The organism is Sphingomonas yunnanensis, from assembly GCF_019898765.1.
GTDB lineage: Bacteria > Pseudomonadota > Alphaproteobacteria > Sphingomonadales > Sphingomonadaceae > Sphingomonas > Sphingomonas yunnanensis.
The window spans coordinates 1,086,124-1,111,721 of sequence record NZ_JAIOKB010000001.1 but is presented as its reverse complement, the minus strand read 5'-3'; the positions used below and the strand labels follow the sequence as shown (position 1 = coordinate 1,111,721).

Below are 25,598 nucleotides of genomic sequence, written 5' to 3'. Positions count from 1 at the left end.
ATCGACGTCAGATCGCCCCCGAGAAGGTGTCGCACTGTGCCGGGTCGCCGCTCTCCATGCCGCGCCGCAGCCAGGTCTGGCGCTGCGCCGAGGTACCGTGGGTGAAGCTGTCCGGCACGACGCGACCCTGCGCTTCCTTCTGGAGCGTGTCGTCCCCGATCGCCTGCGCCGCGCGCATGCCTTCCTCGACGTCGCCGGGGTCGAGCCGCTGGCGGTTCTGCGCCGCCCACACGCCCGCGTAGCAGTCGGCCTGGAGCTCGAGCCGCACGGACAGCGCATTGCCCTCGCGCTCGCCGCCGCGCGCCTGCGCCCGCTGCACCTGGTCCGAGGTGCCGAGCAGCTTCTGGATATGATGGCCGAACTCGTGCGCGATCACGTAATATTGCGCGAAGTCACCTGGGGCCTTGAAGCGGTTGGTGAGCTCGTCGAAGAACTCGGTATCGAGGTAGATGCCGTTGTCGGTCGGGCAGTAGAACGGGCCCATCGCCGACATCGCCTGGCCACAACCCGATTGCCCACTGCCGTTGAAGAAGCGCAGCATCGGCGGGCTGAAGCGCTGGCCCTCCTTGGCGAAGATCTGCTCCCAGGTGTTCTGCGCGTTGCTGAAGGCCTGGCAGGTCTCGCGCCGCTGCGGCGAGGCGTCACAGATCTGTCGGACGCCGCTGCCCTCCGTCGGACCGACCTGCGCGGTCGGTGCCGAGGTCGTGCCGCCCCCGCTGAGCAGGCCGCCGAGATTGCCGAGCCCACCGAACACCGCCAGCAGCAGCAGCACCACGACGATGCCGCCGCAGCCGAACCGGCTGCCGATCAGCGGAAGCAGACCCAGCAGAAACCCGCCGCCTCCGCCACCACCGCCGAGCCCACCGCCGCCGCGCGCCTCACCGACGTTGATGTCGTTGTCGTAATCGTCGAGCCGCATCGATCCGTTCCCCCCAGGCGTTTCGTATCCGTCACGGCATGAATGCGTTCGGGGGCGGACGGGTTGCAAGTGCGTGCCGCCTCATCGATGGCGGAAGGCGGAGGAGACGAGCGGATGGACCTGGCAGGCAAGAGCGCGGTGGTGACGGGGTCGACCTCGGGCATCGGCCTGGCGATCGCGCGCGCGCTCGCCGCCGAGGGCGCGAACGTGATGATCAACGGCTTCGGCGAGGAAGCCGACATAACGGCGGCCCTTGCCGAGTTGAGACAGGCCAGCGGGGCCGAGGCGCTGCACGACCCCGCGGACATGACGCGGCCCGACGAGATCACGGCGATGATCGAGCGCGCGCACGGCGCTTGGGGCGGACCCGACATTCTCGTCAACAATGCCGGGATCCAGTTCGTCTCGCCCATCGTCGACTTCCCGGCGGAGAAGTGGGACTCGATCCTCGCGATCGGGCTGAGCGCACCGTTTCACGCCATGCGCGCCGCGGTGCCCCACATGCGCGCGCGCGGCTGGGGGCGGATCATCTCGACCGCCTCGGCGCACAGCCTCGTCGCCAGCCCGAACAAGTCCGCCTATGTCGCCGCCAAGCACGGGCTCGTGGGGCTGACCAAGACCGTCGCGCTGGAGACCGCGGCGGACGGCATCACCGCCAATTGCGTCTCGCCCGGCTATGTCTGGACGCCGCTGGTGGAGCAGCAGATCCCCGCGACCATGGCGGCGCGCGGGCTAACGCGCGAGCAGGTGATCGACGACGTCCTGTTGGCCGCGCAGCCGACCAAGCAATTCGTCACCTCGGAGCAGGTCGCCGCGCTCGTCCTCTTCCTGTGCGGCGAGGCGGCGAGCGCGATCACGGGCGCCAACCTGTCGGTCGATGGTGGCTGGACCGCGGCGTGAGGCGCACCAGCGCGCTCGCGCTCGCCGCCGCGCTGTTCGACTGCGGCAATAGCGCGGCACCGCGGCTGACCCCGGTCGCTGCCGGGAGCGACTGGCGCAGCGTCGCCACGCCGACCGACCGCGAGAGGCTGCGCGCGTGGCGCCAGACCTGGCAGCGCGCGCTCGCCGCCGCGAGCCGCGCCGCGCCCGAGGCGATCGCCGCGGAGGGCACGCTGTTCGACTATGATCGCGCGCTCGACCAGCCGATACCGCCGGCCGGGAATTACAGCTGCCGCGTGTACAAGCTCGGCGCGCGACAGCCGGGGCAGCGCGACTATGTCGCCTATCCCCCTTTCGCCTGCCGCGTGGCGATCGACGGAAGCGGCGCGCTGCGACTGGAGAAATTGTCCGGCGCGCAGCGCCCGACCGGGGTGATCTTCGCCGATAACGGGCTGCGCGCGGTCTTCCTGGGCGTCATGATCCTCGGCGACGAGGCGCGACCTTATCCCTACGGCCGTGAGCCGACGCGCGACCTGGCCGGCTGGGTCGAGCGGATCGGCCCGACCCGCTGGCGCGTGGCGCTGCCGCGGCCCGCATTCGAGTCGCTGCTCGACGTGGTGGAGCTGGTGCCGGCGGAATAGCGCGGGGCGCGAACCGACTCACTAACCCCCGGCGTCCGGGTTTGACCCGAATCCATGGTGCGGCGAGCGAGACGGCTGGCGGGTGCCGCAGTGACGTGGATGCCGGTTCAAGCCCGGCATGACGGGTCAGGGTTCCCCCTCAATCTGACGATCGCGCGAGCAGCGCCATCACCTCTTCGCGTCCGCCTCTTTTCCCGGCAGCGTGCCAGGGGTCGATACCGGCGCCTCCACCGGCACGGCGCCGTCGAGCGGCGGATTCTCGGCGAGATAGGCCTTGCCGTCCTGCTCGATCACGCGGACCTGCGCCGCGTTCGCTGCCGCCACGGCGCGGAGGAAGCTGGCCGGCTTCTTCATCAGGTTGGGGAAGTCGACGGTCGCGATCCCGGCCCGCCGCGCCGCCTCGCGCACGAAGGTGACGCCGTTGCGCTTACCCAGATTGTAGGTCGAGTCGCCGCTTATCGCGTCCAACTCGCGCACCAGCGCCAGCACCGCGACATAGTGAGCGTCGCTCGGCCTCACCGCGAGGCGCGCCGTGCTGCTCTGCATGTAGCTGAATTTGGGCCGCTAATGCGCCCGCTGACGTTGCCGAACAGGAGCGCGGGCGTGATCGAACGCGCGGTGAAGCCGTAGCTAACGTCGACTGGAGCACCGCCGGCGTCGAGCGCGCCGCGCAGCTGGAAGAAGGCGTGCGGAAAGTAGTTGCCGAAATCGCGGTTCCAGAAGGTCATCGTCACCGTCGCCTGTGCCGGCCAGGGGGCCAGCGTGAGCAGCAGCGCCGCCAGCCCGGCGAGCGAGCGGCCGATCACGGGCGTTCCTCGGCGGACAGCGTGGCGGCATCCTCGCGCCGCTCCGGCCGGATGTAGATCGAGGAGAGCCGCGGCTCGGCGGCGCGCAGCTGGTCCTCGATCGCCTCGATCATCCGCTCGCCCTCGCCCATGGTGAGCGAGTCGTCGAAATCGGCGCTGATCGCGACGAAGATGCTGTCCGGCGCGGTGTGAATCGTGCGGACGTGGTTGACCGCGGTGACGCCGCGCTGTTGCTCGACCACCGCTCGCACCGTCGCGACCACCGCCGGGTCGGCCCGCTCGCCGATCAACAGGCCCTTGCTCTCGCGCGCGAGCAGTACCGCGACCAGCGCCAGGATCACGCCGATCGCGATCGAGGCGAGACCGTCGATCCGCGGGTCGGCATAGGCGTGGCTCGCCCATACCCCCGCCGCGGCGATGACGAGTCCGGCGAGCGCGGCCGAGTCCTCGAACAGCACCATGAACCCGGGCGGATCCTTCGACTCGCGGATCGCGCGCCACCAGCCGGTGTCACCTTTGGCCGCGGCGAACTCGCGCATCGCGATGAACCAGGAGGTGCCCTCCAGCGCGAAGGCGATCGCCAGCACGATATAGTTGAGCATGGGGTCGGCGAGTGGCTCGGGCGCGCGCCAGTGTTTCCAGCCCTCGTAGATCGACACGCCTGCGCCGACCGCGAAGATCAGGATCGCCACCACGAACGACCAGAAATACAGCTCGCGCCCGTAGCCGAACGGGTGCGCCGCGTCGGGCGAGCGGCGCGCCTTGCTCTGGCCGTACAGCAGCAGGATCTGGTTGCCGCTGTCGACCAGCGAGTGGACGCCCTCAGTCAGCATCGACGACGAGCCCGAGATCCCCGCCGCCACGAACTTGGCGATCGCGATCCCGACATTGGCGGCGAGCGCGCCGTAGAGAACGGTATTCTCGCGCACCCGCGCGGCGAGCGTGGCCATGCAGTCTCCTAGAAGCCGGCGCCGGACACGTCGGTGATGCCGCCAACGCGCGAGCGCCACAAGGTGCCGCATCGACGCGACTCCGCGCGCGATCGCTGCCGATTCGGAGGCGATGTAAGCGTGTCCTTCACCACTCCCGCGCTACACAGCCCTTTCCGCGTCGAGGCAGCAGCATTTCATGGGAATTACCGTCTACGAGCCGGCACCAGTGCCGCCCGACGAGCCGGCGCGCGAGCGCCTGGTCGAGGGGTCGGGCGCGCTGGGCGTCCGCGACGACGGCGCGCTCCAGTCGCTGGTCGAGGACGTCCGCGAGACACTGCAGACCCAGGCCGCGGCGGTATCGATCGTCTACAAGGACTGGCACTACATCATCGCGGGGGCAGGCTACGCTCCCGGCGCCTATAGTCGTCGCACGTCGCTGTGCGGACACGCCATCCTGTCGCCGGGCGAGGTGTTCCACGTCGCCGACATCGCCGCGGACCAGCGCTTCGCGGGCAATCCGGCGCTGACCGAGCGCGACTCGCTTCGATTCTACGCCGCGGCGCCGCTGCTCGCCGAGCCGGGCCTGCCGCTCGGCACCCTCTGCGTGTTTGATCGTCAGCCGCGCGCGCGCTTCTCCCCCAGCGACCGCGGCTATCTCCACCGCCAGGCCGGCATGGTGGTGGCGCGCCTCGAGCGGCTCCAGGCGCGCTGAGGCGGCTCAGCCCTGCTGCGCGGCACGATGGTGGCGGATCACCTCGTCGATGATGAAGCGCAGGAACTTCTCGGAGAATTCGGGATCAAGCTCGGCCTCCTCGCTGAGCCGACGCAGTCGAGCGATCTGCGCCTCCTCGCGCCCCGGATCGGCGGCGGGCAGGCCCGCGGTCGCCTTGTGCGCGCCGACCGCCTGAGTGATCTTGAACCGCTCCGCGAGCAGGCAGACCAAAGCGGCATCGATATTGTCGATGCTCTGGCGATAGCGTTTCAGGACGTCGTCGGTCATCGCTGGCTCCCTCGCGTGCGCGGTCTCCATGCTGATCGAGATGACGAACAGCAAGCCCGCGCTTGCGTTGCGCGCGTGCGAGCCCCTAAGGGCGAGCGTAGATGAGCGCCACTCTCCACCGTCTCGCCGGCACGTCGCCGTCGCTCGATCCGATGATCGATCTGGTCGCCGAGGACATGGCGGCGGTCAACCGCGTGATCGTCGACCGCATGCGCTCGGAGATCCCGCTGATCCCCGAGCTGGCGGGGCATCTGATCGCGGGGGGCGGGAAGCGCCTGCGCCCGATGCTGACGCTCGCGGGGGCGCGGTTGCTGGGCTATGGTGGGACTCGTCACCACCTGCTCGCCGCGGCGGTGGAGTTCATCCACACCGCGACCCTGCTCCACGACGACGTGGTCGACGGTTCGGACCTGCGCCGCGGCAAGCGCACCGCGAACATCATCTGGGGCAATCCCGCCAGCGTGCTGGTCGGCGATTTCCTGTTCTCGCGCTCGTTCGAGCTGATGGTCGCGGGCGGCAGCCTGCGCGCACTCGAGATCCTGTCCAACGCCAGCGCGGTGATCGCCGAGGGCGAGGTCAACCAGCTCACCGCGGTGCGCCGGATCGATCTGGGCGAGGAGCGCTACCTCGACATCATCGGCGCCAAGACCGCGGCGCTGTTCGCCGCCGCCTGCCGCATCGCCGCGGTGGTGGCCGATCGCGGCGCAGCGGAGGAACTGGCGCTCGACTCCTACGGCCGCAATCTCGGCATCGCCTTCCAGCTGGTCGACGACGCGATCGATTACACCAGCGACTCGGGGACGATGGGCAAGGACGCGGGCGACGATTTCCGCGAGGGGAAGATGACCCTGCCGGTGATCCTCGCCTATGCCCGCGGCGGCGAGGACGAGCGCGCCTTCTGGCGGGACGCCGTGTCGGGGCGCCGCGCGGGCGAGGAGGAGTTCACCCGGGCTGTCGCGCTGGTACGCCAGTCGCGCGCGGTGGACGACACCTTCGCGCGCGCGCGCCACTATGGCCAGCTCGCGATCGACTCGCTCGCGGCCTTTCCCGAGAGCACGGCCAAGGACTCGATGATCGAGGCCGTCGAGTTCGCGGTGGCGCGGGCCTATTGAGCCGCGGCGGAGGGGGGCGCCCTGCCGCTCCTCTCACGCCACCGCCGTCGCGGCAATCGACTGGCGCGGTAGACGCCGCAGTGAGAACGTCAGTCCGGCGAGCCACACGGTGCCGAACAGCACGTGCGCGACGTTGGCGCCCATCGCCCCGACCCACAGCACCAGGAAGGGCGCGGTGAGATAGAAGGTCGCGGTCGCCGCGCCGACGACCCGCAGCACCGCCGGCTGCGCGCCCCTGGCGAGCAGCGCCGCGCGGCTCGCCGCCCCGCTGATGGTCAGCGACACCGCCAGGATCTGCACCGTCAGCAACGGCGCCGCGGCGGCGAAGCCCGGGCCGGCCGTCAGCCGCAGCAGCGTCGGCGCGAGCAGCAGCGCGCCGAGGAAGCATATGCCGCCGAATGCCGCCAGGATCGCCTCGGTCTGCAGCAGCACGCGGTTGAACTGGCGCTGCTCGCCCGCCGCGGCGAGCCGGCTGAGATCGGGGTAGACCACCGACTCGACCTGGCTGCCGACCTGCTGGACCACCCGGCTGATCCGCTTGGCGATGTGGAAGAGGCCCGCCGAGACCGGGTCGGCGAGCCAGCCCACCAGCAGCGTGTCCACCTGCTGCGCGCTCGCCCAGAGGCTGAGCGACAGGTTGGAGCCGAGCGCGAAGCGCCACAGCCCAGGAAACCGCTCGCGCAGTCCTGCCAGCGAGGCGCGCCACAGCCGATGGCGTCCGGTGCGTCGCAGCAGCCACCAGGCGGTCGCGAAATTGGCCACCGATCCCAGCGCCTGCGTCCCCGCCCAGATCAGCACGAAGCTCGCCAGCCCGGCACCGGCCGCATAGGCGGCGGCGACGCAGGCGAGCCGAACCAGCGCGTTGATCACCTGCACCCGAGCGACCAGGCGGAACTGCCCGGTGAGCCGGAAGATGGCGGTGCTGATACCGTTCAGGTTGAACAGCAGCGATAGCATGTAAGCGAGCGCGAGCAGCACTGTGCCGCCGTCGAGGTGGAACAGCAGCCGACCCGCCAGCACCAGCAGGCTCGCCACGGCCCAGGCGAGCGCGCCGCCGCCCAGGTCGAGCATCAGCCCGAACTTGAGCAGGCTGCGATAGTCGGCCTCATGCTCGGGCGAGTCGAGCGCGGCGCCGTAGCGGATCAGCGGCTGCCACGATTGGAAGCTGAGCAGTCGCTCGCATGCCTGGCCGAGCGTCAGCACCAGCGCGAGCACGCCATAGCCGGCCGGGCCGAGCGCGCGGGCCGCGAGGCCTACCGTGATCAGCGTGATCGCTACCGTGGCCGCGGTGCCGGTGAGCAGATGCGCGACCGCGCGCACGCGCCGCTCGCCCAGCAGCGCGCGCCATCGCGCCGGTTCGAGCGCCCATGCCGTTGCCGTCCTCAACCGCTCACCCGCCACGTGTGCTCCCCTCGTGCGCGTCTGTTCTAGCGCAAGCAGGCGGTCGCGGTGGCGTCCCGCGGGCGTAATCCCAAATCGCTGCCCGATCGCCGCGTCGGTTTTGCTAGGATCGCGGCGACGGGGGAACAGACCATGCCGATGACCGCAGCGCGCTTCTTCGCGGCCGATCCGAAGGAGATCTGGCCCGCGCAGGAGGACAGCTTCTTCAATCAACTGCGGACCAGCAATGCCACGTACAAGACGACCGCGCACGATCGCTTCGCCGATCTCGACGCCGCCTGCATCGCGCTGCTGCAACAGTCCGCACGGCCGATCCGCGAGGTGCTCGACATCGGCGTCTCCTCGGGCACGACCACGCTGGCGCTATACGACCGGCTGCGCGAGGCGGGGATGGACGCGCGCGTGACGGGGACCGACCGCTCGGTCAGCGGCCATCTCGTCCGCGTGCTCCCCGGCGTACGGACGCTGCTCGACGACGGCGGGGCGCCGATCCAGCACGATCTGTTCGGCCTGCCGGTACGCCCCTGGTTCCGCCGCGCTGACCGTTACACCGGGATGCGCGGCGTGCGGAGCGCACTCAACGCCACGCTCGGCGGGCGCGCTCGACGGCTGGTCGCGGCCGGCGCCTCCGACGCGAGCGCGGTGCGGTTGGTCAGCCCGCGGCTCGCCGAGCGCCCGCGCGTGACGATCGAGTGCAACGACATCTTCGCGCCGACCGCGGCCTATCACCGCCGCTTCGACCTGGTGCGCGTCGCCAACCTGCTCCACCCCGGCTATTTCAGCACCGAGCAGCTGCGCCTCGGCATCGCCCATACGGTGAGCTATCTCTCAGGCCCGGGCGCGTGGCTGCTGCTGGCGCGGACGCTCAAGCGTCGTCACGTCGCGACGCTGTTCCGCGTATCGGACGACGGTGCGCGGCTCGAGATCGCCGACCGTTTCAACGGCGGTGCCGAGGCCGAGTGGCTCGCGCTGGAGGCACCGCTGCCCGCTTGGGACAAGTAAGTGACCACCGTCTGCTTCCCGTTCGTCGGTGACCTGATCGGCGGCAGCCATGTCTCTGCCGCCGGGCTGATCCGTCGACTCGATCGCGCACGCTATACCCCGCTGGTGCTGCTGCAGCACCCCGATGGCGCGATGGCCCGCTTCTTCGCCGAGGCCGGGATCGCGACCGAGCCCGCGCCGCTCTCCCCCGAGATGGCGCATGGCCGCGCCGTCTCGCTCGCGGGCGCGGCGCGACTGGTCGCGACCTCGCTGCGGCTTCGTGACTATCTGCGTGCGCGCGGCATCGGCATCGTCCACAGCAACGATGGGCGGAGCCACGCGACCTGGGGATTGGCCGCCAAACTCGCCCGCGCCCGGCTGCTGTGGCATCACCGCGGCGCGCCCGACGCGATGGGGCTGCGCGTGGTAGCACCACTGCTCGCCGACCGCGTCGTCTCGGTCTCGGGCTTCTCCGCGCCGAAACCGGGGCGCTACTCCGCCGCGGCGCGCACGCGCGTGATCCGCAGCCCCTTCGATCATGACATGCACCACGACCGTGAGGAGGCCCGTGTCGCGTTGGCCGGACTGGTGCCGCCGGGCGGCGGGTCGCGCTTCGTCGCATACGCCGGGGTAATGATCGAGCGGAAACGCCCGCTGTTGTTCGTCGACGCGATCGCCGCGCTCCACCGGCGTCGGCCCGAACTCGACGTCGCCGGCGTGATGTTCGGCGAGGCGCTCGACGGCATGGACGAGAAGGTGCGCGCGCGCGCCGCCACGGCCGGGGTGGCCGAGCGAATCCACCTGCTCGGTCATCGCACCCCTGGCGGCTATTGGCTGGCGGCGAGCGACGTGCTGATGGTCCCCGCGGTCGACGAGCCGTTCGGTCGCACCCTGGTAGAGTCGATGCTGGTCGGGACGCCGGTGGTGGCGACTCGCTCCGGCGGCAACGTCGAGGCGATCGCGCACGAGCGTACGGGACTGCTGGTCGCGGCCGAGGACGCCGACGCGCTTGCCGACGGCTGCGCGCGCGTGCTGGGCGACGTGGCGCTCGCGGAGCAGCTCGCACACGACGCCGCCGCGAACGCCCGCGCGCGCTTCGGCGAGCAGGCGCACGCCGACGCGATCATGGCTGTCTACGACGAGATGCTCGCCGCGGGCGCCAGATAGAGCGTACCGCTGCCGTACCGGTCGGTGAGCCAAGGCAGCACGACACGGCGGTACCGGCGCGACCGCGCGAATGAGGCGAGCGGCCCGTCCAGCTTGCCCTCGAACCCGACCAGCACCGCCGCCGGCGGCGAAGCGGCGAGGAGCTCGTCGATCGAGGTCGGCGAGACCCAGTGCGCGTAGTGGCGGCGCTGCCGCAACGGCACATAGTCCCCGACGCGATACACCAGCGGCCCGGTGGCGAGCGCCGCGGGCACCGCCAGCCCGCCCTCGACCGCGTAGAGCGGCGCGAGCGTCGCGATGGTGGCGCCGCGACGCTCGGCGCGGAGCAGAGCGGCGAGGCGTTGTCCCTGGTCGTGCGTCACCGTGCCGGTCCAGCGGGCGCTGCGCGCCGCGTTGGGCCAGCCCAGCGCCAGCCGCGGCGCCGACAGCAGCAGCGCGCCGAGCAGCAGCAGTAGCGCGGCGGCGCGGGCGCGGCCCCTGATGCGGCGGGCCAGCGTCACCGCCAGCGCGATCGCGAACGGCACCGGCGGGGCGTAATATTGCGGGAAGGCGGGGCTCGGCACGAACGAGACCAGCACGCCGCCGAGCAGCAGCGCGACGATCAACCGATGCGGCCAGCGCACCCGTGCCGCGCCATAACCGCGCAGCCGCCACGCCGCGGTCGCCGCGAGCAGCAGGGCGGCGGCGATCAGTCCGCCGGGTGAGATCAGCCATAGCTTCGCGGCGAGGATGAGCTTGCCGGGCAGGTCGAGGATCTTGGCGCCGTCAAGGTCGGCGTTGGCGGTCCAGTAAGCGACATGGGGTCCACTGTGATAACCGAGCACGTGCGTGACGAAGCCGCTGGGGTCACTCGCCAGGTAGATCAGCGGCGGCAGCGCGCCGACGATCCCGCCCGCGACGAAGGGCAGCGTCACCCGACGCAGCCGCGTCGCGGCCGCCAGTCGCGACGGTGCCAGCAGGGCGGCGAGCGCGAAGGGGGGCAGCGCGAAGACGTAATTGGCCTTGAAGCCCGCGGCGACGCCGAGGCACAGCCCGCTCGCCGCGATCAGCAGCGGCGCGGGGACGTCGCGATCGGCGCCGGCGATCAGCAGATGGGTGGCCATCAGCACGAAGGCGAGCGGCAGAAAGTTGTTGGTCACCAACATCCCCGCGGGGCCGAGCAGCAGGGGATGGGTCAGCAGCAGCAGCGCCGCCAGCGTCCCGAGCGGCCATGACCGGGTGAGCCGCCGCACGAGCAGCAGCATCGCCGCGGCCGCCACCAGCCAGCCGGCGAAGATCGTCAGTCGTCCCGCGAGCAGCACCTGCTCCGCGCCGGTCACGCGCAGCACCGCGTGCATCAGCAGGGGCAGGTTGGGCAGGTTGTTGAAGCCGTAATCGTCGTAGAGCCGGCCGCGCGACAACATGGTGGCGATCGGTAGGTACATCTGCTCGTCGTGGCGGAGCGGGTAGGTCATCAGTCGGCCGAACAGCCCGACCAGCGCCAGCCCGATCGCCACCGCCGCGGCGGGCAGCGCGCGCGATCGCGTTGCCCCGCCCGCGCGCGGCACTCCCGTCGCCGCAGCCACACTCACCATGCGTCCACCCCCGACCCGTGTCCGTCGCGATCGTATCGGATCTCGCCGCAGGACGAAGCGCGCGGGCGGAGCGGGAGCGCGATCATTGGGGGTAGCCGGCGTCGATCGCATTAGCCCGGTTGCGCCCGTCGCTACCCACCTGACCGTGCGACTTCCCCGGCGCGATCTCGCATTCTCACCGCGGGGACGAGAGGCGGGGGAGCCGATGGACGAGGGGACGACTCTGGCGGAGGCGGAGGTTCGCGGCGACGCCCCGGCGCGATCCCGCCCGCTCGTCGTCGATCTCGACCACAGCCTGGTGCGAACCGACACGCTGCACGAGTGCCTGGTCACGCTCGCCTTCCGCTACCCGCAGCGCGTGCCAGCGGTGACGCGCGCGCTGGGGCAGGGGCGTGCCGCGTTCAAGCGCGCCGCGATGCTGCACGCTGGGCTCGACTGCGAGGCGCTGCCCTTGGACCCGGCGGTGGTCGAGGCGATCGCGCGGCGGCGCGCGTCTGGCGGCGAGGTCCATCTCGTCACCGCCGCCGACCAGCTCATCGCCGACGGCGTCGCCGCGGCGACCGGCCTGTTCGACAGCGCGACCGGCAGCGACGGCACGGCGAACCTCAAGGCAGAGGCCAAGGCGGAGGCGCTCGCGCGGCGTTTCCCGGCGGGTTTCGACTATGTCGGGGACAGCCTCGCCGACGTGCCGGTATGGCGCCGCGCCGAGACCGCGCTGCTCGCGGGCGATCGGCGCGGGGTGGCGAGGCGGCTCGCGCGCGAGCGGCTCGCGCCCGAGCTGCTGCCGCGCCGCGCCGTGCGCGCGCGCGACTGGGTGAAGGCGCTGCGGCTGCACCAGTGGAGCAAGAACTTGCTCGTGCTCGCGCCGATCGTGCTGAGCCACGAGTTCCTCGCGCCGGGGCTGCTGTTCCGGGCACTGGCGGCGTTCGTGCTGTTCGGCGTCGTGGCCTCGGCAACCTATCTGATCAACGACCTCGCCGACCTCTCGGCCGACCGTCGCCACCCGAGCAAGCGGCATCGGGCGCTCGCCGCCGGCCTGATCCCGCTCGCCACCGCCGTGCCGCTCGCGGCCGGGCTGCTGAGCGCGGGGCTGATCGGCGGCTGGCTGCTCGCGCCCGCTTTCGGCGCGACCCTGTCCTGCTACGCCGCGCTGACCTTGCTCTATTCCTTCCGGCTCAAGCGCGAGCCGCTGGTCGATGTCGCCGCGATCGCCGCGTTGTTCACGCTGCGCGTCGTCGCCGGCATGGTGGTGATCGGCCACTCCGTCTCGCTGTGGCTGGCGACCTTCACCGCGACGCTGTTCCTCTCGCTCGCGCTGGCCAAGCGCTCGGCCGAGCTGGTCCAGGCGGCGCGAAGCGGGCGGCCGGTGCACGGCCGCGGCTATCTGCCGGGCGACGAACCCCTGACGCTCGCGCTCGGCGTCGCTGCCGGGGTCGTCTCGGTACTGGTGATGGTGATGTACATGTCGGTCGACGCGATGCCGAGCGGGCTCTACGCGCTCGACGGCGCGCTGTACGTGATCCCGGCGGTGCTCTGCCTGTGGGTGATGCGCGTCTGGCTACTCGCGCATCGCGGCGCGCTCGACGACGATCCGGTGATCTTCGCGCTGCGCGATCGCGTCAGCTGGTGGCATGCCGGGGCGGTGGCGGGGCTGTGGCTCGTCGCCGTGGGAGGACGGGTGGCGTGACGCTGGCGCTGTTCGCTCTCATCGTCGTCAGCGTCTCGCTCAACGCGCTCGCCCAGGTGGCGCTGCGCAAGGCGATGACCTTCCGCGCGCTCCCCGCTCTCTCCGAGCCGATCGCGCTCGGCACCAGCCTGGTCGCCAACCCGTGGCTGTGGGCGGGCATGGCCTGCTACGCCGCCAGTATCGGCCTGTGGCTGGTGGTGCTGAGCCGGACCCAGGTGAGCGTCGCCTATCCGATGCTGTCGATGGGCTATGTCCTCGCCGCGGTGCTGGGCGTGCTGTTTCTGAGCGAAACCGTGGGGCCGGCGCGGGCCGGCGGGATCGCGCTGATCTGCCTCGGCGTGCTCGTCGTGGGGAAGACTGCGTGACCCGCCGCCACGTCATCACCGGTGGCGCGGGCTTCCTCGGCGAGCGGCTCGCCGCCGCGCTCGCGGCGCGCGGCGAGCGGGTCACGGTGTTCGACCAGGTGGCGCCGCGCACCGCGATCGACGAGGTGGTCCTCGGCGACGTCGCCAGCGCCGAAGACCTAGCGCGCCTCCGGCTCGGCCGCGACGATGTCGTGCACCATCTCGCCGCGCGCCAGTTCCACGGCGCGGTGCCGCGGCGCGATCGCGACGGCTGGTTCGCCGCGGTGAACGTCGAGGGCACGCGCGGGCTGCTGGCGGCCATGCGCGCGGCCGGGACGCGCCAGCTGCTCTTCGTCTCGACCGACATGACCTATGGCGTCCCCGTTCGCACGCCCGTGCCGCCGACCCACCAGCAGGCGCCGATCGGCCCGTACGGCCGCAGCAAGGTGGCTGCGGAGCGGCTGATCGCCGCGGCGGCGGACGAGTTCGGGCTGCGCGCCACCGTCTTCCGCCCGCGGCTGATCGCGGGCGCAGGGCGGCTCGGCATCCTCGCCAAGCTGTTCCGGCTGATCGCGCTGGGGCTGCCGGTGCCGATGATCGGGAGCGGGCGCAACCGCTACCAGATGATCGCGGTGGAGGATTGCGTCACCGCGCTGATCCGCGCCGCCGATCGGGGGCTGCCGCCGGGTCCGTTCAACCTCGGCTCGAGCGAGCCGCCGACGGTGCGCGACCTGCTGCGCTCGCTGCTCGCGCGCGCGGGCTCGCGCTCGGTCGTGCTGCCGACGCCGGCCAGGCTCGTGCAGCGCACGCTGGCGACGATGGACGGGGCGGGCTTCCCGCTGCTCTACCCCGAGCAGTTCGCGATCGCCGACGCGGACTATGTGCTCGACACCGCGGCGACCCGCGCCGCGCTCGACTGGTCGCCGAGCCGCCGCGACGCCGACATCCTGTTCGACGCTTATCATCATTTCCGCTCGCAGCCCGCGCGCGCGCACGACGCCCCGGCGGTGTCGCTCGTCGTGCCGAGCCGTGGCGTCAGCTAGGAGTGCGCGCGTGAGGTCGGCGCCGGTCGTGAGTAGAGGGGGACGGGGCGAGCATGTCGTCGCCGCGCACGGGCTGCGCGGGCTCGCCTCGGCGATGGTGGTGTTCGCGCACATCATCGGCGGCCCGGCGCGCCACGTCTACGCCGACAACGCGGCCTATGTCGCGCTCACCCGCGCGCCCTGGCACATCGCCACGTTCGGCGTGATGCTGTTCTTCGTCATCAGCGGCTTCGTCATCCTGCCGAGCGCGTTGCGCTACACGCCCGGCGAGTTCGCGCTGCGGCGCGGGTTACGGCTGTACCCTCTGTTCGCGGTACTGTCGGTGCTGTTCGTCGCGCTCAACGCGGTGACGAACGCCTACCCCAGGATCAACACGCCGCTGGCGGTCGTCTCGGGCTTCACCTTCACCAACCTCTTCACCGGCACCGACCAGCTCACCCCCAACGCGTGGAGCCTGAGCTACGAGGTGATGTTCTACGCGCTCACCTGCGCGGTGGTGAGCTGCGCGGTCAAGCGGGGCGACCGGCTGACCGGCGCGCTGGCGGTCGCGGCGGCGCTGGGCTTCGTGCTGGCCTTCCCGATCGCGCTCTATTTCGTCGCCGGGGTGGCCATTCGGCTGCTGCGCTGGCGCTATCCCGAGGGCGGCGGCGCGACGCGCTGGGTCGAGCCGCTCGCCTTCGCCGGCATGACCGCGCTGGCGAGCCACGCGCACTACGAATATTGGTGGCGCGATTTCCGCGACCCCGTCGTGGTGCCGCTGATCCTCTCGACCGCCACCTATTTCTACTGCGCGGTGGCGCCGGGGAGCTGGACCGAGCGGCTGCTCGGCAACCGCGTCTTCGCCTATCTCGGCACGATCAGCTACAGCCTGTACCTGGTCCATCCCTATATCTATCTCGCGCTGCGCAAGCTGTTCGTCCGCCACGGTCTGTTCACCGACGACCTGCTCCACTCGATGCTGCCGTTCGCGCTGTTGGTCGCGGTCGGGTCTCTGGTGGCGAGCCATGTCGTCCATCTCTGGCTCGAGCGCTGGCCCTACGAGCGCTTCTTCCGCCAGCGCATCTATCGCGCCGACCGGATCGCGCGCGGTGACCCCGCGACCGACGCCGCCATGACGGCGCAGCGCGCGTGACCGCCGCCGCGCTTCCGATGCCGCGGCCGCGGGCCGCGACCGGCGCCGAGGTGCCGCGGCCGATCATCCTGGCGGTGGCGCTGTCTTCCTATCTGTCGTGGCGGCCCTCGCTCGACATCATGTTCACGCTGAGCGACGTGCTGTTCCTGCTCGGCCTCGGCCTGCTCGCCTCGCGCCACCGCCTGCCGCTGCAGCCGTTCAGCGCGTTGCAGCCAGCGTGGCTGATGTCGTTCACGGTGATGATGGCGGGGCTGCTGGTCGCCTCGCTCGGCGCGCGCGACCCGTCGCGCTGGCTGATCGTCGCGATGCAATATGCCTTCGCCTGGGTGGTGCTGCCCTTCGCCATCGCGGGCCACGGCCGCGCCTACGCGACCACGCTGGCGCGCGCTTTGGTGGCGGGGATGGTGGCGATGGAGGCGTTCGGCATCCTCATCTACGTCTCCTTCCAGGCCTCGTTCGAGGTCGCGCGCAAGGTGCTCGGGCTCGATTTCCTCTCGGGCAACCGCCGGCTGGGCGTGTTCGCCACCGACGCCAACTGGAACGGCGCCGCGATCGCGATGACCCTGCCGTTCGTCCTGTTCCTGTGGCGTGCCGGGCGGCTGCGCACCGCGGCGATGCTGGTCGCCTTCGCGGTGCTGCTGGTGTCGCTGCTGCTGACCGCCTCCTTCACCGCTTTCTCCAGCGCGGCGATCGGGCTGGCGATCTTCGGCGTGATCGCGGGCATCCGGCTGCCGCGCTGGGTCGTCGGCGGACTGTTCGCCGCCGCGCTGGTGGTGAGCCAGACCGGGCTGATGCTGCCCGAGACCTTCAACAAGCGCGTCGCCGGCGCGATCGAGAACGGTGATATCAGCGAGGCCGGCACCTTCACCGGCCGCGTCGCGCTGATCGACGACGCCTGGTCGATGATCGAGCAGCACCCGTTCAGCGGCGTCGGGGTCGACCAGCACCGCGTGATCAGCAAGCTGAAGGCGCCGGTGCACAATATGTACCTGCTGGTATGGGTCGAGGGTGGGCTGGTCGCGCTGCTCGGCTGGCTCGGCATGCTGGTGGTGCTGGTCATGGTGGCGCTGTCGACGCTGCGGCGCGAGCGCGACGTCGCCGGGCTGGTGCTGGCGGTGCTGGTGACCTTCCTGATCTTCTCGGCCGCCAGCCCGCACATGTACGCGCGGCTCTGGTCTGTGCCGGTGATCCTGTCGCTGGCGATGGCGCACGGCGGCGCGGTGCGGCGAATACCGCGCGCGGTAGCGGCGCTGGCCTCGCGCCGCGCCGAGGCGTGAGATGACGCGGGTGCGCGTCCTGCTCGTCGCCGCGCTGCTGCTGCTCGGCGCGTTCCTGCTACTCACGACCGAGGGCGGAGTCGCGGTGCCCGCGGCGGCGGAAGAGAGCTTCCCGGTCGACTGCGACACCAGTGATGCGCCCCACACGCTGCCCGCCTTCCCGGGCGCGCAGGGCTTCGGGCGCTACGCGCGCGGCGGCCGCGGCGGGCGCGTGATCGCGGTGACGACGCTCGCAGACGCCGGTCCGGGCTCGCTGCGCGACTGCGCCGAGGCGAGCGGCGCGCGCACCTGCGTCTTCCGCGTCAGCGGCACGATCGTGCTGCGCGACTGGATCAAGGTCACCAAGCCGTTCCTCACCATCGCGGGCCAGACCTCGCCGGGCGGCGTCGCGCTGCGCAACGGCGCCTCCGGCAACGCGCCGATGCTGGTGCGCACGCACGACGTAGTGCTGCGTCACGTCCGCCTGCGCCCGGGCGCCTCGCCGCGTGCGTCCGACAATGTCGACACGATCCAGATCAGCGGCGGCGCGCACGACGTGATCCTGGATCATCTCTCGACCTCCTGGCCGACCGACGAGGGGATCAACATCGTCGGTGCCGGGCACGAGACGGGCCGCTGCGGCCAGACCCGCGACGTCACGGTGCAATGGTCGATCCTGGCCGAGGGGCTCAACCGCGCCAACCGTGGGCCGCACAGCCGCGGCACCTATTTCGGCTATGGCGCGCACGCGGTGACGTTCCACCACAACCTTATCGCCAGCAACGTCCGCCGCAACCCGCTCGTCAATTTGCGCGGGCAGTTCGACATGATCGACAACGTGATCTTCAACTCGGTGAGCTACAACGCCGAGCTGTACACGCGCTTCGGCGACCTCGACGTCAACGCGATCGGCAACAGCGCGATCATGGGGCCCTCGTCCGAGGCGACGACACAGCTCTACCTGCTCAACTACTTCCGCGACTATCCGGCGCGAGTCCGGATCCACCTGCGCGGCAACCTAGACGTCCACCGCGCCGACGATCGCGGCGACGAGCGGCTGGTGCTTGAGCCCGGCGACTGGCGCTACGTCGCGGCAGCACCGGTCGGCACGCTGTCGATGGCGGCGAGCGAGATCGACGATGCCGGCACCGCCTATCGCCGTGTCATCGCGGCCGTGGGGGCGACAAGGCCGCGGCGCGATGCCGCCGACGCGCGCGTGGTCGCCGGCCTGGTGGCGTGCCGCGGCGCGGTGCTCGACGATCCGGCGCAGGTCGGGGGATGGCCGGTGCTGAGCGGCGGCGCCGCACCCGTCGACCGCGACGGTGACGGCATGGCGGACGATTGGGAGACCGCACACGGCTTGTCACCCACCGATCCGGACGATCGCAACGTGCTCGGCGGTGACGGCTATACCAAGCTCGAGGCCTATCTGTCGGAACTCGCCGGCGACCGTGCGACGGTGACGGTGCAGCCGTCGCTGGTGCCGCGTCCGACCTGCGGTCGCGCGATCGCCGACCCGGGGCCGTTGCCGTCGATCGCCCTCAGTGCGGACCCGGCGCAAGTGGTGGCGGGCGGCGCGGTGACGCTGCGGTGGAGCGGCGAGAACATCCGCTCGTGCAAGCTCGACGGAGTCGCGGCGGGCGGGACAGGGGCACGCGTGGTGCGAGCGACGGCGACGCGCGCCTATGAGATCGACTGTATCGGACGCTACGGCGGTGACGCGATCGACTCGGCGCTGGTGACGGTGCGCTGAGCCGGACTACTCCTTCGGAGCCAGTTCGCTCCCCGATACCCCACTTATCGCGATACCGTATCGGACCTAATCTCCGGCGGCCGGTCACGCTGGGGGCGGACGGCGCTTTCCGGGGGAGGGGCGTATGGCGAACGGCGCGTTCACGAGCGCGGGCAGCGAGTTTCGCGTCAACTCGACATGGGCGGGGGTGCAGACCGATCTGTGCTTCGCCGCGCTGTCCGACGGCGGCTTCGTCGCGATCTGGACCGACGCGAGCGGCAGCGGCGGTGACTCGTCGGGTACCAGCGTCAAGGCACAGCGTTTCGACTCGACCGGCGCCGCGGTCGGGGCCGAGTTCCTGATCAACAGCGCGACCGGCAACAATCAGGATCGCGCCAACGTCACCGCGCTGAAGACCGGCGGCTTCGTGGTGACGTGGAGCGACGCGAGCGGGCTCGGTGGTGACGCCGACCGCGGCTCGGTCAAGGCGCAGATCTACGACGCCGCGGGCGCGCGCGTTGGCGGCGAGTTCCTCGCCAACACGACCACCGTCGCGGGACAGTCGGACTCGACGATCACCGCGCTCGCGGGCGGCAGCTTCATCGTCAGCTGGGTCGATGCCAGCGCCACCGCGCCCGACGCCAAGGGCAGCGGCGTACGCGCGCAGCTGTTCTCCGCCACCGGCACCAAGATCGGCGGTGAATTCCTGGTCAACAGCACCATTACCGGCAGCCAGGTCGCGCCCGCGCTCGCCGGGCTCGCCTCGGGTGGCTTTGTGTCGACTTGGATCGACTATAGCGGACTCGGCGGCGACTCGAGCGGCACCTCGATCAAGGCGCAGCTCTTCACCAGCAGCGGGGCGAAGCTGGGCGGTGAGCTGCTGGTCAACAGCACCACGCTGGGCGCGCAGGACCAGCCGGTGATCACTGCGCTGGCCGGCGGCGGCTTCGCGATCGTGTGGCGTGACAGCAGCGGGCTGAGCGACACCAGCGCCTCGGGGCTGCGCGGTCAGATCTACGATGCCAGCGGGGCGAGGACGGGCGGCGAGTTCCGCGTCAACACCACCACCTTCAACGCGCAGGACCAGCCGAGCATCGCGGCGACCGCGGACGGCGGCTTCGCGGTGAGCTGGCGCGACAACAGCAACATCGCCGCGGACGCCAGCGGCTTCGGCATCAAGACCCAGCTGTTCGACTCGCTCGGGCAGAAACTGGGCGGCGAGTTCCAGGCGAACGAGGTGGTGAGCGGCAACCAAGAGATGCCCGCGGTGACGGTGCTCGCCTCGGGCGCGCTGCTGGTCGGCTGGACCGACTACAGCACCGCCTCGGGGGACGTCGACGGCGGGATCAAGGCGCGGCTGTTCGCGCCGACGACGCCGGCGATCACCGACATCGAGGTGTCGCGCAACGCGCTCTCCGAGACCGAGGTGGAGAACAGCATCGTCGCGGTCTTCTCGGGCGTGGGCGCGCTCAACGCGAGCTACAGCTATCGCCTGGTGGACGATTCGACCGGCGGCGCCTTCGCGATCGAGGGCAACAAGCTGATCGTCGAGGACAGCCTCGCACTCGACTATGAGACCAACCCGGTCGTCTCGATCACGGTGCGCGCCACGGACACGTTCGGCGACACCTTCGACAAGACCTTCACCTTCGGGCTGACCGACGCGTTCAACGAATATCGCTACTCCGGCGCGCCCGAGGTGCTGGCCAACACCAATATTGCCGCGAGCCAGCTCGCCCCCGCGGTGGCGACCCTGGCCGACGGCCGCTCGGTGATCGTCTGGACCGACGGCAGCGGCGTCGGGGGCGACACGAGCTCGTTCGGGATCAAGGCGCAGCTGATCGCGGCGGACGGCAGCAAGATCGGCGGCGAGTTCCGCGTCAACGCCCAGACGCTGAACGCACAGGACGCGCCCGCGGTGACCGCGCTCGCCTCGGGCGGCTTCGCGGTCACCTGGAGCGACGCCAACGCCGGCAGCGACGGCTCGGCCAGCTCGGTCAAGGCGCAGCTGTTCGACGCCAGCGGCGCCGCTGCCGGCGGCGAGCTGCTCGTCAACACCGCCACGCTCAACGCGCAGAAGGCGCCGGTGATCGCCGCGCTGGCCAACGGCGGCTTCGTCGTCTCCTGGACCGACGCGAGCCTTCAGGGCGGCGATGCCAGCGTCACCAGCGTCAAGGCGCAGGTGTACGACGCCGCGGGCAACCATGTCGGCGGCGAGCTGCTCGTCAACACCGCCACCAACGGTGCGCAGGATTCGTCCGCGGTCACCGGTTTGCAGGGCGGCGGCTTCGTCGTGACGTGGCGCGACGGCAGCCTGCAGGGCGGCGACGCCAGCAAGGACGCGGTGAAGGCGCAGCTGTTCGGCAGCGACGGCGGCAAGATCGGCGGCGAGTTCCTGGTGAATACCGAGACCGCGGGCTCGCAGCAGGCACCCGTGGTGGCGGCGCTGTCGACCGGCGGCTTCGCGATCGCCTGGGCGGACAACAGCTCGCGCGGCGGCGACGCCGATTATTTCGGCATCCGCTTCCAGCTGTACGACGCCGCCGGCGGTCGTGTCGGCGGCGAGACGCTGGCCAACACGACGACGCTGGCGGGTCAGCTCGCGCCGACCATCACCGCGCTGGCGGGCGGCAATTTCGCGATCGGCTGGGCGGACTATAGCGGCGTCGGCGCCGAGGGCGGCACCGCCGGGATCAAGGCGCAGGTGTTCGCCGGCGACGGCACCGCGGTGGGCGGCGAGTTCCTGGTCAACCATCAGACGCTCGGCAGCCAGGTCGATCCGGCGATCACCGGCACCGGCGACGGCGGGTTCCTGATGAGCTGGACCGATTACGGCGGGCAGGGCGGCGACGACCAACAGACCGGGGTCAAGTACCGGCTGTTCGACCCGCTCGCCTCGCAGGGTACGCCGCCGGTACTGATCGCGCGCGCCGACACCGTCGCGGGGACCGAGGATCAGGTGACGATCATCGCGGCCGCGGCGCTGCTGGCGAACGACACCGACTCCAACGGCGCGGCCTTCGCGCTGACCGGGGTGGCGGCGCTGTCGGGCGGCACCGCCGCGATCAACGCCGACGGCGATGTGGTCTTCACGCCGCTGGCGAATTTCGCCGGCACCGCGCTGCTGACCTACACGATCGCCGATAGCGCGGGCGAGACCGCGATCGGGCGGGTCAACGTCCAGGTCGCCAACGTCAACGACGCGCCGGTCGCGGCGGCCGACCAGCTCTCGATCGATGAGGGCGCGACGAGCATCGCCGCGGCGACGCTGCTCGCCAACGACCGCGACATCGACCCAGGCGACACTTTGCGCCTCGCCACGGTCGCGGGCACCACCGCCAACGGTCTGGCGCTGACGCTCGCAGGCACGACGATCCAAGTGGCGACGCCGGCGAGCTATCAGGCGCTTCGCGCGGGCGAGACGGTGGTGGATCACTTCGACTACACCGTTGCCGATCGCGCCGGGGCGACTTCGACCGCCTCGGTCACGCTCACCTTCGTCGGCGCCAATGACGCGCCCTCGGCGCTGACACTCGATCGCACACGGGTCGACGAGAATGCCGCGGCGGGTACGGTCGTCGGGACGCTCAGCGGTTATGACGTCGACCACGACGAGACGCTGCGCTACCGACTGGTCGACGACGCCGGCGGCCGCTTCGCGGTCGACGCGACGACCGGTGCGGTGACGGTCGCGAACGGGGCGCTGCTCGACTATGAGACCGCCACCTCGCACCTGATACAGGCACGCGTCACCGACGCCGCCGGGGCCACCTTCGACACCAGCTTCACCATCTCGTTGAACAACCTGCCCGAGCCGAAGAGCTATACCGGCAGCAACAGCGCCAACACCTTCGTCGCGCCGACCAACGACTTGTGGACCATGCACGGGCTCGGCGGCAACGACGTGCTGACCGGCAACGCCAGCTCGGACGTGCTCTACGGCGACGCCAACAACGACATATTGGACGGCGCCGGCGGTGCCGACCTGCTGTACGGGGGCATCGGTTCGGACACCTTCTACGTCGACGACATGGGCGATCGCGTGATCGAATATTACGGCGAGGGTACCGACCTGGTCTTCACGAGCATCGACTTCACGCTCGAGGCCAATGTCGAGCAGCTCACCATGCTGGGCAGCGCCAACCTCAGCGCCACCGGCAACGACTTTGCCAACACGATGACCGGCAACGCGGGCGACAACGTCATCCGCGGCGGACTCGGCGGCGACCTCCTGATCGGCCTGGAGGGCAACGACACGCTCTACGGCGAGGCCGGCGGCGACTATCTCCAGGGTGGGGCGGGGGCGGACACGCTCGTCGGCGGCGCGGGAGGCGACGAGCTGATCGGCGGAGCGGGCGCGGACCGCTTCGTCTTCGACTATCTCGGCGCCGCGAGCGAGCGCGACACGGTCAAGGACTTCGTCGCGGGCGAAGACAAGCTCGTGCTCGCGGGCGCGGTCTTCACCGCCTTCGCCGGGCGCACCGGCGCGATCGCGGCGTCCGAGCTGGCGATAGGTGGCGCGGCGACCACCGCCGACCAGCATCTCGTCTACAACCCGACCACCGGCGCGCTCTACTATGACGCGGACGGCGCCGGCGGCGCGGCGATGGTGCAGATCGCGGTCCTGTCGACCAGGCCAGTGCTGGGAGCGACCGATTTCCACATCATCTGAGCCGCGCTCGATCGTCTTCGTCCTCGCCGGCCTGGGTGCCGGCGGTGCCGAGCGCGTCGTCAGCCTGACCGCGGCCGCGCTGGTGCGCGGCGGCGACGAGGTGACGGTGGTGAGCTTCGACCGCCCCACCGACCCGGTGTTCCACGCCTTTCCCGCGGGCGTCCCGCTGGTGCGGCTCGGCCTGCCGCCCGGATCGGCGCCGGGGCCGCTGCTGGTCGCGCGCCGCGTCGCCGCGCTGCGCGGTGCATTGAGCGAGCTCCGCCCCGCCGCGGTCGTGTCGTTCCTCACCAAGATCAACGTGGTGGCGCTGCTCGCCTCGCTCGGGCACCGGCACCGGCTGATCGTGTCCGAGCGCAACAACCCGCGCGCGCAGCCGGCGAGCCGCGGCTGGGGCATGATGCTGCGCGCGCTGCTGCCCCGCGCCGACGCGATCCTGATGCAGACGCGCGCGAGTCTGAGCCTGCTCGACGCGCGCGCGCGGCGCCGCGCGCACGTGATCGCCAATCCCATGGCGGCACCCCCGCGCGAGCGCCGACCGTGCCAGACGATCGTCGGCGTCGGCCGGCTCGATCGTCAGAAGGGATTCGACCTGCTGATCGAGGCGTTCGCTCGGCTCGCGCCCGTGCATCCCGACTGGAAGCTGGTGATCTGGGGCGAGGGCCCCGAGCGGGCGGCGCTCGAGACGCGCGTCGCCGCGCTTGGTCTCGCCGAGCGCGCCACGCTCCCTGGCAACAGCGTGGTACCGGGCGCCTGGCTCGACCACGCGGGGGTGTTCGCCTTGTCGTCGCGCTACGAGGGCATGCCCAACGTGCTCGGCGAGGCGATGGCGGCGGGCGTCCCCGCGGCGGCCTTCGCCTGCGCCTTCGGTCCGGACGAGATGATCGCGCACGGCGAGACGGGGCTGCTCGTCCCCGCGGGTGACGTCGCCGCGTTCGCCGACGCCCTCGAGACGTTGGTGGCGGACGCCGCGCTGCGCGAGCGGATCGGCGCCGCGGCGCGCGCCGCCTCAGCGCGCTACGCCCCCGCCACGATCGCGGCCGAGTGGCGCGCGCTGATCGACTCGCTGCTCGGCGCCCGCGCCTCAGTAGGTGAGCCGCAGCCCGAGCGTCGCGGTCCAGCGGCTGAACCGCTCGACCGGCTGGTCGGCGTCGCGGCGGGTGAAGCTGGCGTTGCCCAGCGCGGCTAGGTGGCGGTTGAGCAGATAGGTGCCCTCCAGTTCGGCGAAGCGGAAGCGCTGGTCCCGGTCGATCGCGCCGCGATAGGCGATGTCGCGGATCCCCACCGCCGCGCGCGCGAGGATGTCGTGGCGCAGTTCCTGATCGATCGCGAGGCTGAGCCGGGTGTCGACCCGCCCGATCGCGCCGGCGCGGATCGTCGCCACGTCGCCGCGGAAGGCGTCCAGCGTGATCGCGGTGCGCACGCGCGGCTGCCAGGTGAGCTGCCCGCTCGCCGCGAGACCGGAGAAGGCGCGCAGCGTCGGGTCGGAGGGGTCGGAGCGGAAGGTGCCGATCCCGAGCTCGCCCTGGACGCGGGAGCTGACGTCGAACGAGACGCCCGCCAGCGCGCCCCCCGTCGAGGCGTCGCGGTCGACGCCGTAGCGGTCGACTCGCAGCCGCGCGTCGCGTCGCACGGCATAGCCCTGCAGATACACGCTGGTGCGTCCGCTCACCGCATAGGAGCCGCGCAGCGCGACCCGATAGACCCTGAGGTCGCGGTCGGCGTCGGCGGCGGGCAGGAAGTTGTAGTCGGTCGCGGTCGCGCTCGCGATCATGCCGACGCGCGCGCCGGTGAAGCGATAGTCGACCCCGGCCTCGGCGACGTCGATCAGCGTCGGCCGGCGTCCCGCGCCGAAGTCCGCCTCGGGGTCGCTGCGCCGCTGGTAGCTGCGGTCGAACGAGGCCCGCGCGCGGACCGACTGGCGCGGCGCGACGTCGGCGCGCCAGTCGGCGAGGCCGCGGAAGGTGGTGACGTTCTCGCGGTCGTAGCGCGCGTAGCGGATGAGATTGGCGTTGGCGGCGAGCCGCAGGTCGCTGCTCGTTGTCTGGCGCCGACCCTCCAGCGCAGGTTGGAGGTTGAACACGACGTCGCCGATCTCGCCGGCACGCGTCGCGAAAATATTGTCGTTGTAGGTCGCGCCGAGATCGACCCGCGGCGTGACCACGATCCCGCCGATTGTCAGCGTGCGCGGCTCGTAGCCGGGGCGGGGCAGGTCGGCGATGGCGGTCGAGCGCTGCGGGTCCGCGGGCGACTGCGCGCAGCACAGCGCGCCCCCGGCAGTGAGCAGCATATAGCGCAGCAGCCTCAGCGACACGGCGATGCT

Annotated in this window: 22 protein-coding genes; 14 read left to right on the top strand and 8 right to left on the bottom strand. The window is 71.3% G+C overall.

Annotation, left to right across the window (positions count from 1 at the left end; translation table 11 throughout):
• Nucleotides 1–7: 7 nt before the first annotated feature.
• Nucleotides 8–919 carry a KPN_02809 family neutral zinc metallopeptidase gene (gene ypfJ / locus K7957_RS05390; protein WP_223010889.1) on the bottom strand — a complete coding sequence of 304 codons (912 nt, stop codon included), beginning with the start codon at nt 917–919 and terminating at the stop codon, nt 8–10.
• 114 nt (nt 920–1,033) lie between these two features.
• On the opposite strand from ypfJ, the gene K7957_RS05385 reads away from it, so the two are divergent.
• Both K7957_RS05385 and K7957_RS05380 read left to right on the top strand, forming a co-directional pair.
• Nucleotides 1,034–1,819, top strand: coding sequence for a 3-hydroxybutyrate dehydrogenase (locus K7957_RS05385; protein WP_223010888.1), 786 nt, complete (start codon nt 1,034–1,036; stop codon nt 1,817–1,819).
• Entirely contained in the window at nt 1,816–2,439 is a 624-nt protein-coding gene (locus K7957_RS05380) for a DUF4893 domain-containing protein (protein ID WP_343228305.1), read from the top strand. The genes K7957_RS05385 and K7957_RS05380 overlap by 4 nt, the downstream gene beginning before the upstream one ends.
• A 168-nt stretch (nt 2,440–2,607) precedes the next feature.
• Here the strand turns inward: K7957_RS05380 and K7957_RS05375 are convergent, their stop codons facing one another.
• Genes K7957_RS05375 through K7957_RS05365 form a run of 3 tightly spaced genes read right to left on the bottom strand, consistent with a single transcriptional unit; the run spans nt 2,608 to nt 4,195 of the window.
• The gene (locus tag K7957_RS05375; protein WP_223010887.1) at nt 2,608–2,985 is read right to left on the bottom strand and encodes a hypothetical protein; all 378 of its coding nucleotides are present in this window, start codon (nt 2,983–2,985) and stop codon (nt 2,608–2,610) included.
• Nucleotides 2,955–3,245 carry a hypothetical protein gene (locus tag K7957_RS05370; RefSeq protein ID WP_223010886.1) on the bottom strand — a complete coding sequence of 97 codons (291 nt, stop codon included), beginning with the start codon at nt 3,243–3,245 and terminating at the stop codon, nt 2,955–2,957. The genes K7957_RS05375 and K7957_RS05370 overlap by 31 nt, the downstream gene beginning before the upstream one ends.
• On the bottom strand, nt 3,242–4,195 hold the full coding sequence (locus tag K7957_RS05365; RefSeq protein WP_223010885.1) for a cation diffusion facilitator family transporter: 954 nt from the start codon (nt 4,193–4,195) through the stop codon (nt 3,242–3,244). The genes K7957_RS05370 and K7957_RS05365 overlap by 4 nt, the downstream gene beginning before the upstream one ends.
• Before the next feature lie 178 nt (nt 4,196–4,373).
• Here K7957_RS05365 and K7957_RS05360 point away from each other — a divergent pair, with 178 nt between their 5' ends.
• Nucleotides 4,374–4,889, top strand: coding sequence for a GAF domain-containing protein (locus tag K7957_RS05360; protein ID WP_223010884.1), 516 nt, complete (start codon nt 4,374–4,376; stop codon nt 4,887–4,889).
• Between the two features lie 6 nt (nt 4,890–4,895).
• Here K7957_RS05360 and K7957_RS05355 read toward each other — a convergent pair whose 3' ends face one another.
• Nucleotides 4,896–5,177 (bottom strand): chorismate mutase, encoded by a 282-nt coding sequence (locus K7957_RS05355; protein WP_223010883.1) that lies wholly within the window; start codon nt 5,175–5,177, stop codon nt 4,896–4,898.
• A 101-nt stretch (nt 5,178–5,278) separates the two neighbouring features.
• Here K7957_RS05355 and K7957_RS05350 point away from each other — a divergent pair, with 101 nt between their 5' ends.
• Complete coding sequence (locus K7957_RS05350) at nt 5,279–6,289, top strand: polyprenyl synthetase family protein (RefSeq protein WP_223010882.1); 1,011 nt, start codon at nt 5,279–5,281, stop codon at nt 6,287–6,289.
• A 33-nt stretch (nt 6,290–6,322) separates the two neighbouring features.
• On the opposite strand, the gene K7957_RS05345 is transcribed toward K7957_RS05350, so the two are convergent.
• A complete protein-coding gene (locus K7957_RS05345) occupies nt 6,323–7,675 on the bottom strand; it encodes a lipopolysaccharide biosynthesis protein (protein ID WP_223010881.1) in 1,353 nt (450 codons plus the stop codon).
• A 147-nt stretch (nt 7,676–7,822) separates the two neighbouring features.
• Between K7957_RS05345 and K7957_RS05340 the strand changes: the two genes are divergently transcribed.
• Both K7957_RS05340 and K7957_RS05335 read left to right on the top strand, forming a co-directional pair.
• Entirely contained in the window at nt 7,823–8,692 is an 870-nt protein-coding gene (locus tag K7957_RS05340; RefSeq protein WP_223010880.1) for a hypothetical protein, read from the top strand.
• On the top strand, nt 8,693–9,838 hold the full coding sequence (locus K7957_RS05335; RefSeq protein ID WP_223010879.1) for a glycosyltransferase family 4 protein: 1,146 nt from the start codon (nt 8,693–8,695) through the stop codon (nt 9,836–9,838).
• Here the strand turns inward: K7957_RS05335 and K7957_RS05330 are convergent.
• A complete protein-coding gene (locus tag K7957_RS05330) occupies nt 9,805–11,412 on the bottom strand; it encodes a hypothetical protein (protein WP_223010878.1) in 1,608 nt (535 codons plus the stop codon). The genes K7957_RS05335 and K7957_RS05330 overlap by 34 nt on opposite strands.
• Before the next feature lie 205 nt (nt 11,413–11,617).
• Here K7957_RS05330 and K7957_RS05325 point away from each other — a divergent pair, with 205 nt between their 5' ends.
• From K7957_RS05325 to K7957_RS05290, 8 genes are all read left to right on the top strand, one after another.
• Nucleotides 11,618–13,099 (top strand): UbiA family prenyltransferase, encoded by a 1,482-nt coding sequence (locus K7957_RS05325; RefSeq protein WP_223010877.1) that lies wholly within the window; start codon nt 11,618–11,620, stop codon nt 13,097–13,099.
• Nucleotides 13,096–13,464: a DMT family transporter gene (locus K7957_RS05320; RefSeq protein WP_223010876.1), complete on the top strand. Its 369-nt coding sequence runs from the start codon at nt 13,096–13,098 to the stop codon at nt 13,462–13,464. The genes K7957_RS05325 and K7957_RS05320 overlap by 4 nt, the downstream gene beginning before the upstream one ends.
• Nucleotides 13,461–14,486 carry an NAD-dependent epimerase/dehydratase family protein gene (locus tag K7957_RS05315; protein ID WP_223010875.1) on the top strand — a complete coding sequence of 342 codons (1,026 nt, stop codon included), beginning with the start codon at nt 13,461–13,463 and terminating at the stop codon, nt 14,484–14,486. Before K7957_RS05320 ends, K7957_RS05315 begins: the two co-directional genes overlap by 4 nt.
• 10 nt (nt 14,487–14,496) lie before the next feature.
• Nucleotides 14,497–15,618 carry an acyltransferase family protein gene (locus K7957_RS05310; protein WP_223010874.1) on the top strand — a complete coding sequence of 374 codons (1,122 nt, stop codon included), beginning with the start codon at nt 14,497–14,499 and terminating at the stop codon, nt 15,616–15,618.
• 17 nt (nt 15,619–15,635) lie between these two features.
• Nucleotides 15,636–16,895, top strand: coding sequence for an O-antigen ligase family protein (locus K7957_RS05305; protein ID WP_223010873.1), 1,260 nt, complete (start codon nt 15,636–15,638; stop codon nt 16,893–16,895).
• Between the two features lies 1 nt (nt 16,896).
• Nucleotides 16,897–18,627: a hypothetical protein gene (locus tag K7957_RS05300; RefSeq protein ID WP_223010872.1), complete on the top strand. Its 1,731-nt coding sequence runs from the start codon at nt 16,897–16,899 to the stop codon at nt 18,625–18,627.
• A 124-nt stretch (nt 18,628–18,751) separates the two neighbouring features.
• The gene (locus tag K7957_RS05295) at nt 18,752–23,278 is read left to right on the top strand and encodes a beta strand repeat-containing protein (RefSeq protein ID WP_223010871.1); all 4,527 of its coding nucleotides are present in this window, start codon (nt 18,752–18,754) and stop codon (nt 23,276–23,278) included.
• Nucleotides 23,262–24,464 carry a glycosyltransferase family 4 protein gene (locus tag K7957_RS05290; RefSeq protein ID WP_425517170.1) on the top strand — a complete coding sequence of 401 codons (1,203 nt, stop codon included), beginning with the start codon at nt 23,262–23,264 and terminating at the stop codon, nt 24,462–24,464. The genes K7957_RS05295 and K7957_RS05290 overlap by 17 nt, the downstream gene beginning before the upstream one ends.
• On the opposite strand, the gene K7957_RS05285 is transcribed toward K7957_RS05290, so the two are convergent.
• Nucleotides 24,360–25,589 carry an outer membrane beta-barrel protein gene (locus K7957_RS05285; RefSeq protein ID WP_223010869.1) on the bottom strand — a complete coding sequence of 410 codons (1,230 nt, stop codon included), beginning with the start codon at nt 25,587–25,589 and terminating at the stop codon, nt 24,360–24,362. The two genes, K7957_RS05290 and K7957_RS05285, sit on opposite strands and share 105 nt — an antisense overlap.
• Between the last annotated feature and the right edge of the window lie 9 nt (nt 25,590–25,598).